This is a genomic window from Mesorhizobium sp. B2-2-4 (assembly GCF_006442375.1).
Lineage (GTDB): Bacteria > Pseudomonadota > Alphaproteobacteria > Rhizobiales > Rhizobiaceae > Mesorhizobium.
This window is the reverse complement of the sequence record NZ_VFWB01000003.1, coordinates 384,997-403,230: the sequence shown is the minus strand read 5'-3', so window position 1 is coordinate 403,230 and position 18,234 is coordinate 384,997. Positions and strand designations below refer to the sequence as shown.

General features: G+C 64.0%; 17 protein-coding genes. 4 read left to right on the top strand and 13 right to left on the bottom strand.

Features of this window, described 5'->3' with window-relative positions; translation table 11 throughout:
• Positions 1 to 75: 75 nt before the first annotated feature.
• From FJ959_RS10300 to FJ959_RS10245, 12 genes are all read right to left on the bottom strand, one after another.
• Positions 76 to 1,485 (bottom strand): FAD-binding oxidoreductase, encoded by a 1,410-nt coding sequence (locus FJ959_RS10300; RefSeq protein WP_140630031.1) that lies wholly within the window; start codon positions 1,483 to 1,485, stop codon positions 76 to 78.
• Positions 1,486 to 1,773: 288 nt separating this feature from the next.
• Positions 1,774 to 2,088, bottom strand: coding sequence for a hypothetical protein (locus FJ959_RS10295; RefSeq protein WP_140497050.1), 315 nt, complete (start codon positions 2,086 to 2,088; stop codon positions 1,774 to 1,776).
• 33 nt (positions 2,089 to 2,121) lie between these two features.
• Positions 2,122 to 2,484 carry a nuclear transport factor 2 family protein gene (locus FJ959_RS10290; RefSeq protein WP_140497301.1) on the bottom strand — a complete coding sequence of 121 codons (363 nt, stop codon included), beginning with the start codon at positions 2,482 to 2,484 and terminating at the stop codon, positions 2,122 to 2,124.
• Between the two features lie 84 nt (positions 2,485 to 2,568).
• The gene (locus tag FJ959_RS10285) at positions 2,569 to 3,048 is read right to left on the bottom strand and encodes a carboxymuconolactone decarboxylase family protein (protein ID WP_140630028.1); all 480 of its coding nucleotides are present in this window, start codon (positions 3,046 to 3,048) and stop codon (positions 2,569 to 2,571) included.
• 107 nt (positions 3,049 to 3,155) lie between these two features.
• Complete coding sequence (locus FJ959_RS10280; RefSeq protein ID WP_140630026.1) at positions 3,156 to 4,709, bottom strand: alpha/beta fold hydrolase; 1,554 nt, start codon at positions 4,707 to 4,709, stop codon at positions 3,156 to 3,158.
• A gap of 112 nt (positions 4,710 to 4,821) precedes the next feature.
• Complete coding sequence (locus tag FJ959_RS10275) at positions 4,822 to 5,133, bottom strand: formate dehydrogenase subunit delta (protein ID WP_140559723.1); 312 nt, start codon at positions 5,131 to 5,133, stop codon at positions 4,822 to 4,824.
• Positions 5,123 to 5,953: a formate dehydrogenase accessory sulfurtransferase FdhD gene (gene fdhD, locus FJ959_RS10270; protein WP_140630024.1), complete on the bottom strand. Its 831-nt coding sequence runs from the start codon at positions 5,951 to 5,953 to the stop codon at positions 5,123 to 5,125. Before fdhD ends, FJ959_RS10275 begins: the two co-directional genes overlap by 11 nt.
• Positions 5,954 to 6,082: 129 nt before the next feature.
• A complete protein-coding gene (fdhF, locus tag FJ959_RS10265) occupies positions 6,083 to 8,992 on the bottom strand; it encodes a formate dehydrogenase subunit alpha (protein WP_140630021.1) in 2,910 nt (969 codons plus the stop codon).
• A gap of 10 nt (positions 8,993 to 9,002) precedes the next feature.
• Entirely contained in the window at positions 9,003 to 10,559 is a 1,557-nt protein-coding gene (locus FJ959_RS10260; protein ID WP_140630019.1) for an NADH-quinone oxidoreductase subunit NuoF, read from the bottom strand.
• Positions 10,556 to 11,035, bottom strand: a complete 480-nt coding sequence (locus tag FJ959_RS10255; protein WP_140497038.1) for a formate dehydrogenase subunit gamma — start codon at positions 11,033 to 11,035, stop codon at positions 10,556 to 10,558. Before FJ959_RS10255 ends, FJ959_RS10260 begins: the two co-directional genes overlap by 4 nt.
• A gap of 132 nt (positions 11,036 to 11,167) precedes the next feature.
• Positions 11,168 to 12,067 (bottom strand): LysR family transcriptional regulator, encoded by a 900-nt coding sequence (locus tag FJ959_RS10250; RefSeq protein ID WP_140523710.1) that lies wholly within the window; start codon positions 12,065 to 12,067, stop codon positions 11,168 to 11,170.
• Positions 12,068 to 12,159: 92 nt separating this feature from the next.
• Positions 12,160 to 12,537 carry a VOC family protein gene (locus FJ959_RS10245; protein WP_140513034.1) on the bottom strand — a complete coding sequence of 126 codons (378 nt, stop codon included), beginning with the start codon at positions 12,535 to 12,537 and terminating at the stop codon, positions 12,160 to 12,162.
• A gap of 209 nt (positions 12,538 to 12,746) precedes the next feature.
• Between FJ959_RS10245 and FJ959_RS10240 the strand changes: the two genes are divergently transcribed.
• From FJ959_RS10240 to FJ959_RS10230, 3 genes are all read left to right on the top strand, one after another.
• The gene (locus tag FJ959_RS10240; protein ID WP_140497032.1) at positions 12,747 to 13,388 is read left to right on the top strand and encodes a DUF47 domain-containing protein; all 642 of its coding nucleotides are present in this window, start codon (positions 12,747 to 12,749) and stop codon (positions 13,386 to 13,388) included.
• Between the two features lie 3 nt (positions 13,389 to 13,391).
• Positions 13,392 to 14,396, top strand: coding sequence for an inorganic phosphate transporter (locus FJ959_RS10235; protein WP_140497030.1), 1,005 nt, complete (start codon positions 13,392 to 13,394; stop codon positions 14,394 to 14,396).
• Between the two features lie 77 nt (positions 14,397 to 14,473).
• Positions 14,474 to 15,658 (top strand): Mrp/NBP35 family ATP-binding protein, encoded by a 1,185-nt coding sequence (locus tag FJ959_RS10230; RefSeq protein WP_140630016.1) that lies wholly within the window; start codon positions 14,474 to 14,476, stop codon positions 15,656 to 15,658.
• Between the two features lie 36 nt (positions 15,659 to 15,694).
• On the opposite strand, the gene FJ959_RS10225 is transcribed toward FJ959_RS10230, so the two are convergent.
• Positions 15,695 to 16,147 carry a carbon monoxide dehydrogenase subunit G gene (locus FJ959_RS10225; protein WP_140580489.1) on the bottom strand — a complete coding sequence of 151 codons (453 nt, stop codon included), beginning with the start codon at positions 16,145 to 16,147 and terminating at the stop codon, positions 15,695 to 15,697.
• Positions 16,148 to 16,298: 151 nt separating this feature from the next.
• On the opposite strand from FJ959_RS10225, the gene FJ959_RS10220 reads away from it, so the two are divergent.
• Entirely contained in the window at positions 16,299 to 18,104 is a 1,806-nt protein-coding gene (locus FJ959_RS10220; RefSeq protein ID WP_140497024.1) for an IlvD/Edd family dehydratase, read from the top strand.
• Positions 18,105 to 18,234: the final 130 nt, after the last annotated feature.

The following is an 18,234-nucleotide window of genomic DNA, read 5'->3' as shown; positions in this document are numbered from 1 at the left end:
CGCCATTCCACTTCGCGATTGCGCTGCATTTGACAGGCACGGCCGCCGAACGGCATCAGCGGCGAGACCCCGGCACTACGCGGCCGTCCGGCCCGGCATCGCCGATGTCGCAGGCTTGATGTTCAGGTTGACCCGGAAGACATTGGATGGGTCGTAGGTTCGCTTAACCTGGCTCAGCCGCTCGTAATTTCCGCCATAGCTCGCCTGCAAGCGCGCGTCTCCTTCATCGTCCATCATGAAGTTCACGTAGCCGCCCTCGCCATTATGGGGATGGACGCTCGCCCAGTAATTCCGTGCCCACGCGGTCAGGTCGGCGGCTTTGCCCGGATCGGGGTCGATGGCGGCGATGACCATCGACCAGCTTGCGTCACGCGCGTTCCAGGCGGTCTCGTCCTTGCCGACGCGGCGGACGGCGCCGTCAATCGGGTATAGATGCATCAGCGACAATTCGCTGGGCGCCTGGGCGGCCTGTGCGATATGGGTCGCGATCGCTTCGTCGGGAAGCGACTTGACGAAATCGCCCTTCCAGTACCATTGCAGGCCTTTCGGAAGGAGCGGGTCGAATAGCGACTGCATCGCCGGGAACGGCATTACGCCCATCCAGTTGAACATTGGCGGCGGCAAGGTGTCCAGCAGCGGCGCCATGGCCTTGCGCCCGTCCTCCTCCGTGCCGTTGTAGCACGAGATGATGGCACAGGCGCGGTTGCCCCAATGCTCGCGCGGGAAAGGATCGCTCGAAGGGACGGATTTGAGGCCGACGAAAGCGCCGAGGTCTTCCGGCGCTTCCGGCAGGTAGTCGCGATAGGTACGCATGACCGCCGACGCGTGCCTGGCGTCCCAGAACACCGGACCGCCGAAGATCATGTTCACCGGATGAGCCTGGAACAGGAAGCTGGTTACCACGCCAAAATTGCCGCCGCCGCCCCGGAGCGCCCAGAACAGGTCGGGATTCTCGCTTTTGCTGGCCTTCGCCATGCTGCCATCGGCCAGCACCAGATCGGCCTCGATCAGATTATCGATGGTGAGGCCGTATTTGCGCGTGAGATAGCCGGTTCCTCCACCGAGGGTAAGGCCGGCGACGCCCGTGGTCGAAACGATGCCGAACGGAACGGCGAGCGCGAAAGGATGGGTGGCGTGGTCCACGTCGCCCGAAGTGCAGCCGGGCGCGACCCTCACGGTGCGGGTTTTCGGGTCGACATGGACGCCTTTCATCATCGACAGGTCGATGACGAGACCGTTGTCGCAAATCCCCAATCCCGCGCCGTTGTGGCCGCCGCTGCGCACGGCGATGAGGAGGTCGTTTATGCGCGCGAACCTTACAGCGGCGATCACGTCGGCGACATCGACGCAGCGTGCAATCAGCGCCGGACTCTTGTCGATCATGCCGTTGTAGACCTTGCGGGCCTCCTCATAGCCGGCTTCGCCGCGCAGGATCAGCTCTCCGCGCAAGCCTTCACGCAGTTTTGCATAGGTTTCGTCGGTCATCGGTTTCCTCCCTGATCGCGCCCGCGCCATATGGTTTCGACGCGACGATTTATCTTGTTGCTTTGCTTGTGCCGTCCATCCGTCGGGTGCGCAGGATGGTGCAGGAGAGCACATTGCACCGATCCGGCTCCTCGCTGCTTCGCCCGAAAGGGCCAGTGGGGAAATGGCCCGGGAGAGCCATAGCGGGCAGGCGGAAGCCGTCATGGTAGCGAAAGCGCGTCGCGTCGAAAGGGACCGATGCGGCGCGCTTCAGATCGTTGTTCTATGGGCACCTTTGGGCGACATGCATTATTCGACGATGCGGAAAATCTGCCAGAGGCTGGTGCCCGACACGACGTAAGGCTCGATCTCCTTGCCCCATTTGGCATGCGCGTCGATCTTGCCGATCCTGGCGAAGAACTCTTCCAACTGGGCCAGGCTTTCGACCTGGTGGTGAGATTCGACCGTCGCCTCCCGCGCGCCGATCGAACCCGTCATGATCTGGAACTTCAGGTCGGCGACGCCGACCTGCGAACCGATCTCGGATTCCCATTTCCGCAAGAGGTCGAGCACGGTCTGCTTGTGTCCGAACCTGGCGTCGATCTGCCATCTGGCGCTGAACATGTTTTCCTCCTCCGAAGATGCGGCTGATGCCGCTTACTCGTCCCAGGCCTGCACGACCGTCTGCCGTGCAATCCGCCCGCCCTTGAGTTCCAGCATCGCCGCGCAGAACACCTTGGTCCCGTCCGGGTAGGCGCAGGCCTGGGTGAAGGCGAGATTGTCACCATCGGCGATGGTGGTGTCGACCTTGTGGGTCATTGCCCGGCTGCAGATGTCGTCCCAGAATGTGCTGATCGCCGCTCGGCCGCGGATCTCGCGCGGCTTGCTCGGCGGATTGTTGCGGTCGACGACCCGCAACACCGCATCGTCGGCGTAAAAGCTCGACAGCATCTGTCCGTCGCGCCCTTCGATGGCTTTCTTGATTGCCGCGCCGTCAACGGTCTGTGTCTTGGTCAGCATTTCGTCCTCCATGGGCCCGTCTTCCCGATCGGGCGGTTGATGAGCAAAGTGCTGCCCGGCGGTCATCGCCGTGCAGCGATAGTGTCACTGCGACTTGGCCTTCACGGCCGCGAACACGTCGTCGGTCTGCTTCTTGAAGGCTGTGAGGTCGACCTGGCTGCCGTTGAGCATCGTCGACCAGTGGCGAACGATCGCCGCCATTGCCACCGCTTCCTTGATCTCCTCGTCGGTCGCGCCGTTGAGCTTGGCGGCCTCGGTGTGGAAGTAGACGCAGTACTGGCAAGGAATCTGCGAGGCGACGGCAAGCCCCATGAGTTCCTTGGTCTTGCCGTCGAGTGCGGTCTTGGGGTTGAGCTGCATCGACTTTATCTCGGCCCAGGCACCGGCGACCGCCACGTCAGGCAAAGTCTTGAACATGTCCGGCACGGAGCCGAGCGTGGCCGCTATGTCCTTGTATGCTGCCGTCGCCGAGGCATCCTCGGCCCGCGCCGGAGCCAGGGCCAGCAAGGCGCCGGCGCCGGCCGCGATGACGAGCAATCTGGTCTTGCGACTTGATTTCACCATTTCATCCTCCCTTCGCAGTACCGTCACGGCGATATCGCCTGGCCTGCATGGGAAGAATTGATAATCCCCGACGCCATCGGCCGCTTCGCCCGAAAGCGCCATGGCCTTTATGGCCCGTGCGGGCCAGGGTTCCGTGCCGAAAACGCGGCCGCCGCCGCCCGCGACGGCAGGTCGAGCTTGAGCAATATGTTGGCGACGTGACGCTTGACCGTATGCTCGCTGAGGTTGAGCTCGGCGGCGATCGCGGCATTGCTTTTGCCGTCGGCGATCAGGCTCACCACCTCGCTTTCGCGCGCCGTCAGCGCGGCCGGTTCGGCAGGCCTGGGCTTGGATCGGCAGGCGGGTTCCAGATGCTGCTCGGACGTCGCAAGAACAAACGCCAACGGCTCGTCCAACTCGTCGAGCGCAATGCGTCCGCCATCGATGAAGTGTAGGCCGGAGCCGGTCGCCAGGTCGGAAACCAGCCGCGACGCCAGGATCTCGCCGCGGCTGGCATGGGCCGCAAGTTGTATGGTCACGCGTGCAGTCAAGCCGACCGGCGGTCCGCGCATCTCGATCTCGCCGACATGCACGCCCTGTGCACTGGCCACACCGATCTCCTGCGCCGCTTCGCGCAATGCCGCCGCGCAGCGTATGGCGCGCGCCGGACCGTCAAAGCGCGAGATCATCAGCTCGCCATGCGTGCCTGCGACACGTCCGCCATGGCGCCCCACCAGCAATCGCCAGGTCTCCTGGAATCGCTGGCTGCGCTCGCTCCACATGCGGTCGCCGAGGCGCGCCGTATCGTAGATACGCGTCACCAGCAATGCGGCGAGCACGCGCTCGCTGTCGGCCACGGCCGGCTCGCCGGTCAGGAATTCCTCGATCAGGTCGGCGACCCTGTCGACGTCACCGGTCCACACCGGGTGGTCGCGCCCAGGGATTTCGACAAGCCGGGCGTTCGGAATCTTCCGGGCGAGAAAGCGGCTGGCATCGGGATCGACGCGCGCGTCGTTGCGGCGGTGGATCAGCAGCGTCGGCGCGCTGATCGCCGAGAGTATGCCGCGCACGTCTATGCCGGCATTCATGCGCGCCAGCGCCGCCGCCGCCGTCGGACTTGCCGACAGCCGCTCGAATCGCGACCACCAGGCGGCAAAGTGACTGTCTTCGACGCGGCCGGGCGCAAAATGCGGCAAGGTGGCGCCTGTGCCCCAGGCGGTTTCCGTCGTCGCGATGAATGCCTCCAGCCGGTCCGGCGGCATCACCCATCGGTGGAAATGGGCATAGCCGCCATAGAGCGCCAGGGCGCGTGTCCGCTCCGGATAGGTGGCGGCGAACAGCATGGCCATCGGAGCGCCTTCCGAGGCGCCGAGCAGGGCCGCGCGGCCGCTGCCGGCCGCGTCCATCACCGCACGCACGTCGTCCATGCGCGTTTCGAGGCTGGGGAGATGGTTGGCATCGACGCGGTCGGACAGGCCGGTGCCGCGCTTGTCGAATAGGATCAGCCTTGAGAAGGCGGAAAGCCGTTTCAGCAGCCTGCTATAGCCTTCATCCTCCCAATGCAGGTCGAGGTTGGAGATGAAGCCCGGCACGAAGACGAGATCGAACGCGCCTTGGCCGACCACCTGATAGGCGATCCGCACGTCGCCGCTACGGGCGTATCGGGTCTCGATCGGCCTCACGAGTTGTTCCGCCCGGCCTGACGATTTCGGATCGCCGACCATAGCAGAGCTGCGTCGCGTGCGGCAGCTTAAACTTTAGCGGAAGGAAATATAAGCGGACGCGAACCAATGGCTATTTTTGCGAGACGGCTACGTCGCCTGGGGGAAGCTTGAGCCCGAGCTTCAGATCGGCCTCGGCGGGCGAGACCGGCCGCTTGATCCTGGTCGAGGCAGCCACGACGAGTTCATCGAAGCCGTCGCCGCCGCTGTCCAGCATCTCGAAGAACTGACGCCGCATCCTCGGCTCCCAGAATTTGTTGATATGCTCGGCCACTCCGGCCACGCCTTCTTCGCGCGGCCTGGAGTGGAAAAAGGCCGCGATCTGGTTGGCCATCCGCACCAGCTTCTCGCTGGTGCTCATGATGTGGTCTTCGTCATGCGACATGTTTGGCAACTCCGCGAACCACCCGGTCCGGATGGGTGAAAATATCGAAATCGTCGCCGCGAACCAAGGCCACCAGCGTCATGCCGGCCTGTTCGGCGGTGCGGACGGCGAGCGCGGTCGGCGCAGAGACGGCAATGATGAAGGGCGAGCCGATCGTCGCCGTCTTCTGCACCATCTCGACGGAGACGCGCGACGTCACCACCACCGCGCCGGTCGCGCCGTCGATGCCGGCCTTGGCCAATGCACCGGCCAGCTTGTCCAGTGCGTTGTGACGGCCGACATCCTCGCGCGCAATGACGGTGCCCTTGCCGGGGATATAGAAGCCGGCGGCGTGCACCGCGCCCGTCTCGCTGTGCAGCGGCTGCATCCTGGAGAGAAGCTTGACGGAACGGACGATGTCGCCGGCATCAAGCGTAAGTTTAGACGCACCAACCGAATCGACCGCGCGCATCGCTTCCTCGATGGATTCGATGCCGCAGAGCCCGCAGCCAACCGGTCCGGCGAGCCTGCGCCGCCGCGCCTCGAAGCGCGTGTTGGCCTGGTCCTTCAGTCGAATCTGGATGTCGATGCCGGCGCCGAGATCCTCGACCTCGATTGCCTCGATCTCTTCGGGGGAAGCGATGATGCCTTCGGTCAGCGAGAAACCGAGCGCGAAATCCTCGAAATCGGCCGGACTCGCCATCATCACCGCATGCGTCGTACCGGCAAAGGAGAACGCCACCGGCGTTTCTTCCGGCACCATGCGGCGGGCCGCTGCCGTGCCGCTGGCGCGGCGAGCGAAACGGGACATTTCGGTGATGGCGGGGCGTTTGCGGGTCACGAGACGCACCCCTCGCGCCTTTCCTCTCCCCCGTCGATCGGGGAAGAGGTGTCGAGCGAAGCTCGACGGAGTGGGGGGCGATCAACCGTCAAGATTGAAGCTCTTATTGTCGAATGTCTCGTCCAAGGTCTACTCCGCCGCTTCCAGCGAGGCGATGCGGCGGCTGTTGCGCGCTTGCTCGTCATAGTCGCGTTGCCATTCCGATGGTCCGTTGGAGGCACCGACCTGCACCGCCGTCACCTTATATTCCGGACAGTTGGTCGCCCAGTCCGAAAAGTCCGTGGTGATGACGTTGGCCTGCGTGTCGGGATGGTGGAAGGTCGTATAGACCACGCCCGGTGACACCCTGTCGGTGATCTGCGCGCGCAGCGTCGTCTCGCCGGAGCGGCTGGTCAGCCGCACCCAGTCGCCGTCGCGCAGGCCACGGTTCTCGGCGTCGTGCGGATGGATCTCCAGCCGGTCCTCGGAGTGCCACATGATATTGTCGGTGCGCCGCGTTTGCGCGCCGACATTGTACTGCGACAGGATCCGGCCGGTGGTCAAAAGCAGCGGGAAGCGCGGCCCGGTTCGCTCGTCCGTCGCCACATATTCGGTGCGGATGAACTTGCCCTTGCCGCGCACAAAGCCGTCGACATGCATGACCGGGGTGCCGAGAGGGGCCTTCTCATTGCAGGGCCACTGCACCGATCCGAGGCGGTCGAGCAACTCGAACGAGACGCCGGAGAAGCTCGGCGTCGTCTTGGCGATTTCGTCCATGATCTCGGACGGATGCGCATAGTTCCAGTCCAGCCCGACGGAACGGGCAAGCTCCTGCGTCGCTTCCCAATCGGCGTAACGCGCCTTCGGTTCCAGCACCTTGCGCACCATGTTGATGCGGCGCTCGGCATTGGTGAAGGTGCCGTCCTTCTCAAGGAAGGTCGAGCCCGGCAGGAACACATGCGCGTAGTTCGCCGTCTCGTTGAGGAAAAGGTCGTGCACGACCACGCATTCCATCGCGGCCAGTCCGGCGGCGACATGCTTGGTGTCGGGATCGGACTGCAGGATGTCCTCGCCCTGGATGTAGATGCCCTTGAAGGAGCCGTCGACGGCGGCATCCAGCATGTTGGGGATACGCAGGCCGGGTTCGTCGTCCAGCTTCACGCCCCACAGGCTTTCATAGATGTCGCGCACCGCGTCGCCCGAGACATGGCGATAGCCTGGCAGTTCGTGCGGGAAGGAGCCCATGTCGCACGAGCCCTGCACGTTGTTCTGGCCGCGCAGCGGGTTCACGCCGACGCCCGGGCGACCGATATTGCCGGTGGCCATAGCGAGATTGGCAATCGCCATCACCGTGGTCGAGCCCTGGCTGTGCTCGGTGACGCCGAGGCCGTAGTAGATCGCCCCGTTGCCGCCCTTGGCGTAGAGACGTGCCGCACCGCGGATCAGTTCGGGATCGACGCCGGACAGCTTGCCGACGGTTTCGGGGCTGTTCTCCGGCAGGGCGACGAAGGACGCCCAGTCCTGGAATTCCGTCCAGTCGCAGCGCTCGCGGACGAAGGCCTCGTCGAACAGGCCTTCGGTGACGATGACATGTGCGAGCGCCGTCAGCACGGCGACATTGGTGCCGGGCTTCAGCGGCAGGTGGTAGTCGGCTTCGATATGCGCCGACTTGACCATCTCGGTGCGGCGCGGGTCGAGCACGATCAGCTTGGCCCCCTGGCGCAGCCGCTTCTTCAGCCGCGAGGCGAACACCGGGTGTGCGGAAGCCGGATTGGCGCCGATGATGACGGCGACGTCGGTGAATTCGACGGAATCGAAATCCTGCGTGCCGGCCGAGGTGCCGTAGGTCTGGCCGAGCCCGTAGCCGGTCGGCGAATGGCAGACGCGCGCGCAGGTATCGACATTGTTGTTGCGGAAGCCCTGGCGCACCAGCTTCTGGACCAGATAGGTCTCCTCATTGGTGCAACGCGACGAGGTGATGCCGCCGATCGCCGTACGTCCGTACTGGTACTGGATGCGGCGGAACTCCTTGGCCGTGTGGGCGATCGCCTCCTCCCAACTCACTTCGCGCCAGGGATCGCTGACCTTCTCGCGGATCATCGGCGACAGGATGCGGTCCTTGTGAGTGGCATAGCCATAGGCGAAGCGGCCCTTCACGCAGGAATGGCCGTGATTGGCCTTGCCCTCCTTGTAGGGCATCATGCGGATGACCTCGTCGTCCTTCACTTCGGCCTTGAACGAGCAGCCGACGCCGCAATAGGCGCAGGTGGTGACGGCCGAGCGTTCCGGCAGGCCCTTGGCGAGCACTGTCTTCTCGCGCAGCGCATCGGTCGGGCAGGCCTGCACGCAGGCGCCGCAGGACACGCATTCGGAAGCGATGAAATCCTCGTGCATGCCGGCGACCATGCGCGATTCGAAGCCGCGGCCCTCGATCGTCAGCGCGAAGGTGCCCTGCACCTCTTCGCAGGCCCGCACGCAACGCGAACAGACGATGCATTGCGCTGGATCATAGGTGAAATACGGATTGGATTCGTCACGCGCGACGTAGTCGACGGCCAGCGAGCCGTGGCCGGGCGCGACGCCATCCTCCTTGACGTGATTGCGGCCTTCGACGCCGTAGCGGTTCTCGGTCAGGCCAACCGACTTCGCCACCGCGTCGAACTCACTGGCGCCGGTTCCGGCCTTCTCGTTCCAGCCCACCGGATGGTCGGAGACATAGAGCTCCATGACGCCGCGGCGAATGGCGTCGAGCCGTTCCGACCGCGTGCGCACCACCATGCCTTCGCCGACAGGCGTCGTGCAGGACGCCGGCGTGCCGCCGCGCCCTTCGATCTCGACCAGGCAAACGCGGCAGGAACCGAACGAGTCCAGCATGTCCGTGGCGCATAGCTTCGGGATCTCGACCCCGCTTTCCATCGCGGCGCGCATGATCGACGTGCCTTCCGGCACGCTGATGCTGCGGCCGTCGACGGTCAGCGTGATCCGCTTCTCAGCCTTCGATTGCGGAGTTCCGTAATCGATCTCTTCGATAAGCGTCGGGAAGTCGGCTTTGATGTTCATCTGCCAGCTCCTATTCAGCAGCCACGCGCGCCGGCGCGGGCTTGAAATCCTCGGGGAAATGCGTGATCGAGCTCATCACCGGGTAGGGCGTGAAGCCGCCCAGCGCGCAGAGCGATCCGAACTTCATCGTGTTGCAGAGATCGGTAACCAGGGCGAGGTTCTTCTCCGGCTCGATGCCGGCGGCGAGCCTGTCGATGGTCTCCACCCCGCGCGTCGAGCCGATGCGGCAGGGCGTGCACTTGCCGCAGCTTTCGATGGCGCAGAACTCCATGGCGAAGCGCGCCTGCTTCAGCATGTCGGCGGTGTCGTCGAATACGGTGATGCCGGCATGGCCGATCAGTCCATCGCGCTTGGCGAATTCCTCATAGTCGAACGGTGTGTCGAACAGCGCGCGCGGAAAATAGGCGCCGAGTGGACCGCCGACCTGCACCGCCTTCACTGGCCGGCCGGTGGCCGTGCCGCCGCCGATATCGTCGATGATTTCGCCCAGCGTCATGCCGAAAGCCGCCTCGAACAGGCCACCGCGCTTGACGTTGCCGGCGATCTGGATCGGGATCGTGCCGCGCGAGCGGCCCATGCCGAAATTCTTGTAGTAGGCGGCGCCCTTGTCCATGATGACAGGCACCGAAGCCAGCGAGATGACGTTGTTGATCACCGTCGGCTTGCCAAAAAGGCCCTGGATTGCCGGCAGCGGCGGCTTGGCGCGCACCACGCCGCGTTTGCCTTCCAGACTGTTCAGAAGCGAGGTCTCCTCGCCGCAGACATAGGCGCCGGCGCCGACGCGGATCTCCATGTCGAAGGCGTTGGGCGAACCGAGCACGTTGACGCCGAGCACCCCGGCCTTGCGGGCGACCTCGACGGCCTTGTTCATGACCGCCACCGCATGCGGATATTCCGAGCGGATGTAGACGAAGCCCTTGGTCGCGCCGGTGGCGATGCCGGCGATCGCCATGCCTTCGATCAGCACGAAGGGATCGCCCTCCATGATCATGCGGTCGGCGAAGGTGGCGCTGTCGCCCTCGTCGGCGTTGCAGACGATGTATTTGCGCTCGGATGTCGTATTGAGCACCGTCTTCCATTTGATGCCGGTCGGGAAGCCGGCGCCGCCGCGGCCGCGCAGCCCCGAGTCAGTGACCTGCTTGACGATGTCGGCCGGGGCCATGGCCACCGCGTTCTGCAGGCCCTTCAGTCCGCCAAGCGACTTATAGGCGTCGAGTGACAGCGGGTCGTTGATGCCGCAGCGCGCGAAGGTCAGACGGGTCTGCTTGGCCAGGAACGGGATCTTGTCCGGCGCGCCCAGCCAGCGCTTGTGGTGGCCGCCTGTGAGAAAGCCATTGTCGAACAGGCTCTTGATGTCGGACGGCTTCACCGGCCCGTAGGCGACGCGGCCGTTTGCTGTGGCGACCTCGACCATAGGCTCTAGGAAATAGGCGCCGCGCGACCCGTTGCGGACGATCTTGGCCTCAACGCCGCGCTCGGCGAGTTCAGCGCGAACTGCCTTGGCGACCCTTTCGGCACCGAGCGCCAGCGCGCCGGAGTCGCCGGGAATGTAGATGCGCGGGATCATGAGCGCACCTTTGCGACGATTTCTTCGATCTTCTCGTTGTCGAGCCGCCCGATCACCTCGCCATCGAGCATCGCCGAGGGCGAGCAGGCGCACAGCCCGAGGCAATAAACCGGCTCCAGGGTCACCGAACCGTCTTTCGCAGTCTCGTGGAAATCAATGCCGAGCAATTGCTTGATCCTGGCGGCGACCACGTCGGAACCCATCGACTGGCAAGCTTCGGCCTGGCAGAGCTTGAGCACATGCCGGCCTGCCGGGCGGGCGCGGAAATCGTGATAGAAGGTGACGACGCCGTGCACCTCTGCTCTGGAAAGGTTCAGTCCGTCGGCAATGACCGGGAGTGCTGCCTGCGGCACATGGCCGAACTCTTCCTGAATGTTATGGAGGATCGGCAGCAGCGGACCTTCGAGATCTTTCAGCTCCTGGATGATCGCGGCCGTGCGCGATGCGATCTCGGTACTTGCAGGCTGCATCGTCACGCAGCGCCCTCCCTGGTCGGTGGCTTTATCGCTAAGTCTTTACAAAATCAGGAGAATCCCCTGAAATCAATAAAGCTGATCCGTCGCTCGATAGAAATTTTCTATCGAGCTCCAGCGCCTGCATTCCCTAACCTACCGGTGGGCGCGGAAATCGTCTGCAAGCGCCATCGCCTCGTCCAGCAGCGCCGAAACCAGCGGCGTATGCGGTTCGCGCAACGCGGCCACCAGCCCGACCGTGTGGCTGGCGTCCGGCTCGACGATCGGGATAGCCCTGATAGGTTCGGAAAAGCCGAACGTTTCCGTGAGGTTGAGCGGCATGATCGAGGACCATTTGCCCGTGCGGATATGCGAGAACAGCACGATCATCGAATTGGATTCCAGCGTCGGCCGGACCTCGACACCGGCCTCGGCCAGGTGCTGGTCGATGATGCGGCGGTTCTGCATGTCCGGGGTCAGCAGGCAGAGCGGCAGGTGGCTGATCTCGGCCCATGTCACCTTGTCGCGGTCGGAATAGGGGTTTCCGATGGCGGTGATCAGCTGATAGCGCTCATCGTAGAGTGGTACGCTGGTCACTCGTCCGAGCGGTTCGTTGTCGAGATAGGTGATGCCAGCGTCTATATCGAAATTGCCGAGCAGCGACAGCACTTCGATCGAGGTCCGGGACAGTACCGAGAAGGTGACGCCGGGGTGTTTTTCGCGGAATGGCGTCGTCAGCCGCGCCACCATGGCGAGCGCGGTGGGAATGGCGGCGATGCGGATACGTCCCGACAAGCCGTGCCGCGCCGCCCGCATCTCCTCGCGCATGGTTCGGGTATCGCCGACGATGCGGCGCGCCCACACCAGGACCTGCTTGCCCTCCGGGGTCAGGCCCTGGAAGCGCGAGCCGCGCAGGACCAGCATCACGCCCAGCTGACCCTCAAGTTGCTTGATGCCGGCCGACAAGGTGGGCTGGGTGACGCCGCACACTTCGGCAGCCCGCCCGAAATGCTCTTCCTTGGCCAGCGCGATGAAAAATTCCAGCTTGTCGATCATATCTGAAGCTAACCGCCGCCGCCGCACCGCGCCAGAGGGCTGCCGGCCACTGCGATGTCGATCGCCCCAAGCCGATGCTTGATCGCAGAAACCTATCGGTCGACGAGATTGAGGATGTTACCGTCCGGATCCTTGAACCAGGCGACCTTCATGCCGTGACCGACATGGATGTCGCCTTCCAGTGTCAGGCCGGGCATCTCGTAGTGCTCGAACGCAACGCCTTTCGATTTCAGCCCGCTGACGACGGTGTCGATCTCATCGCCGACCGTCCACGTCACCGCCGTCGCCTTGTTGGTTCCGGCGAACTGAGAGCGATAGACATTGATCGTGGTGTCGCCGCTTTTGTACACGATCAGTTCGCCACCCTCGTCATGCACCTGTTTCAGGCCGAGCGTCCCCTCGTAGAAAGCCTTTGCCTTCGCCAGCTCTTTCACCGCGAGGTTGGCCGTCGCGTTGCTGTTTGCAAGCATGATCGTTTCTCCTTCGCTGCTTGTCGTCCCCGGCGTCTCCTTGGAAATAGGTCGCTCCGGTCGCTTGACGACCCCCGCTTTGCCGGCGGCCAGCCAATTGCGAGCGGTGCCTGCAATTGGCTGCATCCACATCTTTCAGCCGGCTTACTGTTCCCCATGGGCGCATGCGGCGCTATGTGGATGGAACTGGTGCGCCGGGAGGGACGAACATGCTGGGCTGGTTCCGCAAGCTGTTGCCGCGCGAAGATCGCTTCTTCGACCTGTTCGAGCGGCATTCCCGCACGGTGGTCGGCGGCGCGGAGGCCCTGCAGCAGCTCCTCCTAGGCAAGGACATCGAGCATTGGTGCGAAAAGATCGTCGATCTCGAGGACGAAGCCGACCATATCACCGCCGAAGTCCTGCTTGCCGTGCGGCGCTCATTCATCACGCCTTTCGACCGCGGCGATATCAAGGACCTGATCCAGTCGATGGATGACGCCATCGACATGATGCACAAGACCGTCAAGACGGTGCGGCTGTTCGAGAAGAGGGAATTCGATCCGCTGATGCAGGAAATGGGCGCCGTCATTGTCGATGCCGCCAGGCTCGTCGCGGAGGCGATCCCGCTGCTGGCCAAGGTCGGCGCCAACAGTGCGCGCCTGAACGAACTCGCCGAGGAAGTCATGCGTGCCGAAGGCCGAGCCGACGATCTGCATGAGCAGGGCCTGAAGGATCTCTTCAGGCGGCACGGCCGCAGCGATGCGATGGCCTATCTGATCGGCTCGGAGATCTATGGCCAATTGGAGAAGGTGGTCGACCGCTTCGAGGACGTCGCCAACGAGATCAGCGGCATCGTCATCGAGAACGTCTAGGCGATGGAAGTCGCGATCGCCTTTCCCCTGCTGGTCGGCCTCGTCGCCGTCGCGCTGTTCTTCGATTTCCTCAACGGCCTGCACGACGCCGCCAACTCGATCGCCACCATTGTCTCGACCCGGGTGCTGAGACCGCATTACGCGGTGTTCTGGGCGGCCTTCTTCAATTTCATCGCCTTCATGTTCTTTGGCCTTCATGTCGCCGAAACCGTGGGCAAGGGTATCATCGATGCAAGCATCGTCACCCCGGCGGTGATCTTCGCCGCCCTGGTCGGCGCCATCGTCTGGAATATCGTCACCTGGATCGCCGGCATCCCGTCGAGCAGTTCGCATGCGCTGATCGGCGGATTGGTGGGGGCAGGCGTCGCAAAGGCCGGCACGGGTGCCATCGTCTGGGCGGGGCTCGGCAAGACGGTCGCCGCCATCGTCCTGTCGCCGGCGACGGGCTTTGTCCTGGCGCTTCTCCTGATCCTGGTGGTTTCCTGGCTGTTCGTGCGCCAGACGCCGTTCGCCGTCGACAGTACCTTCCGTGTCATGCAGTTCTTTTCCGCCTCCCTCTATTCGCTCGGTCATGGCGGCAACGATGCGCAAAAGACCATGGGCATCATCGCCGTGCTGCTCTATTCCCAAGGCATGCTCGGAACGGATTTCTACGTGCCGCTCTGGGTGGTCCTGACTTGCCAGTCGGCATTGGCGTTGGGCACGCTGTTCGGCGGTTGGCGCATCGTCCACACGATGGGCTCGAAGATCACCAGGCTCAACCCGATGCAGGGATTCTGCGCCGAGACCGGCGGCGCCATCACCCTCTTCGCCGCGACATGGCTCGGTGTTCCGGTTTCGACCACGCACACCATCACCGGCGCCATCATCGGCGTCGGCGCCGCCCGCCGTGTCTCGGCGGTGCGCTGGGGCATAGCCGGCAACATCGTCATCGCATGGGTCGTCACCTTGCCGGCGACGGCGGCGATTTCGGCACTGACCTATCTGGCGGTTCGCCTGGCAGGCTGATGTCGCGGCCTGGCGCTTGGAGCCGCCGGCGATCTGCACTATGTGAGCAGCAGCCGAACGCCAGGGAAGCAACAGCCATGTCCGTCACCAAGGAAACCGTCACCAAGGAAACCGTCATCGAGCGCCTGAAAACGGTCAATGGCCCCGATTTCACCGGCAACATCGTCGACCTCGGCATGGTTTCCGAGATTTTCATCGCCGATTCGAAAGTGTTCTTCTCGATCACCGTTCCGGCCGCCAGGGCGCAGGAGATGGAGCCATTGCGCGCCGCGGCCGAGCGTGTCGTGAAAGCTATTCCAGGTGTCGCTGGTGCCGTCGTCGCCTTGACGGCGGAGAAGAAGGGCGGCGGCATGGAGGCGCCTGTCGCGGCGCGCCCGGCGCCACGTCCCGCCCCGCCCGTTGCCGCGCCGCGCCCGGCGCCCCATGCGCCTGCCTCGCACAGCCAGGGCAAGCGCGGCGTGCCCGGCATAGAGGCGATCATCGCGGTTGCGTCCGGCAAGGGCGGTGTCGGCAAGTCAACCACGGCCGTCAATCTGGCCCTCGGCCTCGCCGCCAACGGGCTGAAGGTGGGCGTGCTCGATGCCGACATCTATGGCCCGTCCATGCCAAGGCTGCTCAACATTCACGGCCGGCCGCAGACCGTCGACGGCAAGATCCTGAAACCAATGCAGAATTACGGTCTCAAGGTGATGTCGATGGGCTTCCTCGTCGACGAGGAAACGCCGATGATCTGGCGCGGGCCGATGGTGATGTCGGCGCTGACGCAGATGCTGCGCGAAGTCGAATGGGGGCCGCTCGACGTGCTCGTCGTCGATATGCCCCCCGGCACCGGTGATGCCCAGCTCACCATGGCCCAACAGGTGCCGCTGGCCGGCGCGGTCATCGTCTCGACGCCGCAGGATCTGGCCCTTATCGATGCTCGCAAGGGCCTCAACATGTTCAGGAAGGTCGACGTGCCGCTGCTCGGCATCGTCGAGAACATGAGCTATTTCCTCGCCCCCGACACCGGCAAGCGCTACGACATCTTCGGCCATGGCGGCGCACGCCGCGAGGCCGAGCGCCTCGGCGTCACCTTCCTTGGCGAGGTGCCGCTGGAGATGGGCATCCGCGAAAGCTCGGATGAAGGTGCGCCGGTGGTGGCATCGAAGCCCGACAGTGCCGAAGCGAAGATCTATCGCGATATCGCTTCGAAGGTCTGGGACCGGGTCAACGAAGAGCGCGGCGCGGCCGCGGACGCCGTGCCGAGCATCGTCTTCGAGTAATTTTCGTCCAGGCGGCGCCAACGCTGGATAGACCAGCTAAGCAGCACCCACCTTCTCGCCGAAGCTCGAAAAGAATTGTCCCGCCAATTTCTTCGAGGTCGACTCGATCAGCCGGCTGCCGAGTTGGGCGATCTTGCCGCCGACCTCGGCCTTGGCCGCATATTTCAGAACGGTGGTGCCAGGTCCATCCTCGGTCAGCGTCACGTCGGCGCCGCCCTTGGCGAAGCCGGCGATGCCGCCCTTGCCTTCGCCCTGGATCGTGTAGGCATGCGGGGGATTGAGATTTCTCAACGTCACTTCGCCGTTGAAGGTCGCCTTGATCGGGCCGATCTTCAGCACCACCGTCGCCGCCATCTCGGTCGGCGACTTCATTTCCAGGCTCTGGCAGCCGGGGATGCTTTCTCTCAGCACCGCCGGATCGTTCAGCGCTTCCCAAACTTTCTGGAGGGGTGCGGCGATGCGCTCCTCGCCCTCGATCACCAAAGCCATCAGAACCTCCCGGACGACCAATGTCGGATTGTTGGTAGCGTGCGGCCCGATTGATGTCTATCGCACCAAAGTCCGGATTCAGATCACGCGTGCCCCTTGCCTGCATCCGCGCGTTGTCATATCGATTTGTCATACAAATACGGAGACCATGATGGCTGGCGCCCCCACAGGAAAGAAAAAGTTTCGCTCGCAGGAGTGGTTCGACAACCCCGACAATCCGGGCATGACGGCGCTTTATCTAGAGCGCTACCTGAATTACGGGCTGACGCGCGCCGAACTGATGTCGGGCAAGCCGCTGATCGGCATTGCCCAGACCGGTTCCGACCTGTCGCCTTGCAATCGCCACCACATCGAGCTCGCCAAACGCGTGCGCGAAGGCATCGTCTCCATGGGCGGCATTCCTTTCGAGTTCCCGTGCCACCCGATCCAGGAGACCGGCAAGCGCCCGACCGCAGCTCTCGACCGCAACCTTGCCTATCTCAGCCTGGTAGAAGTGCTCTATGGCTATCCGCTTGACGGCGTCGTGCTCACCATCGGCTGCGACAAGACGACGCCGGCGCTGTTGATGGCGGCGGCGACCGTCAACATTCCGGCCATAGCGCTGTCGGTCGGTCCGATGCTTAACGGCTGGCACAAGGGCAAGCGCACCGGTTCGGGCACCATCGTCTGGGAATCGCGCCAGCGCCTGTCGGCCGGCGAGATCGGCTACGACGAGTTCATGGACATCGTCGCCTCCTCGGCGCCGTCCACCGGCTACTGCAACACCATGGGCACCGCCACCACCATGAACTCGCTGGCCGAGGCGCTCGGCATGCAGCTGCCGGGCTCGGCCGCGATTCCGGCTCCTTATCGCGAGCGCGGCCAGATCGCCTACGAGACGGGAAAACGCATCGTCGATATGGTGCACGAGGATTTGAAGCCCTCCGACATCATGACGCGCAAGGCCTTCGAGAACGCCATCGTCGTCAATTCGGCGATCGGCGGCTCCACCAACGCGCCGATCCATCTCAACGCCATCGCCCGCCATCTCGGCGTGCCGCTCGACAATGACGACTGGCAGAAGATCGGCCTCGACGTGCCGCTCATCGTCAATCTCCAGCCGACGGGCGAATATCTGGGCGAGGACTACCATCACGCGGGCGGCGTGCCGGCCGTGGTGGCGGAGCTCATGAAAGCCGGGCTGCTGCCGCATCCGGATGCTCTGACCGCCAACGGCAAGACAATGGGCGACAATTGCCGCGATGCCGTCAACGAGAACCGCGAGGTCATCCGCACTGTCGCCGAGCCGCTGAAGGCCAATGCCGGCTTCATCAATCTCAAGGGCAATCTGTTCGATTCGGCAATCATGAAGACCAGCGGCATCTCGCCCGAATTCCGCGAGCGCTATCTCTCCAACCCGAAGGACCCCGAGGCCTTCGAGGGCAATGCCATGGTCTTCGACGGTCCGGAGGATTACCACGCCCGCATCGACGACCCGGCGCAAGGGATCGACGAGCACACCATCCTGTTCATGCGCGGCGCCGGTCCGGTCGGCTATCCCGGCGGCGCCGAGGTCGTCAACATGCAGCCGCCGGCCTATCTCATCAAGAAGGGCATCCACGCGCTGGCCTGCATCGGCGACGGCCGCCAGTCCGGCACGTCAGGCTCGCCCTCCATCCTCAACGCCTCGCCGGAAGCCGCCATCGGCGGCGGGCTTGCATTGCTCAAGACAGGCGACCGCGTTCGCATCGACCTGAAGAAGGGCACGGCCAACATTCTCGTCACCGATGACGAGATCACCCGCCGCCGCGCCGAGCTGCAGAACAATGGCGGCTACCATTATCCCGAGCACCAGACGCCATGGCAGGAAATCCAGCGCGGTATGGTCGACCAGTTCTCGGGCGGCATGGTGCTGAAACCGGCGGTGAAATACCAGGACGTCGCTCATACGAAGGGCGTGCCCCGGGACAATCACTGATTATTCCCCGGGACATTCATCGATTGTTTGAAGCGACAATTGACGGATAGCGATCGACGATCGGCGGCCTGATCGGCCGCCGGTCGTTTTTTCGTTTCGTGGCCCGCTATGGACCGAGGACATTGCGTCC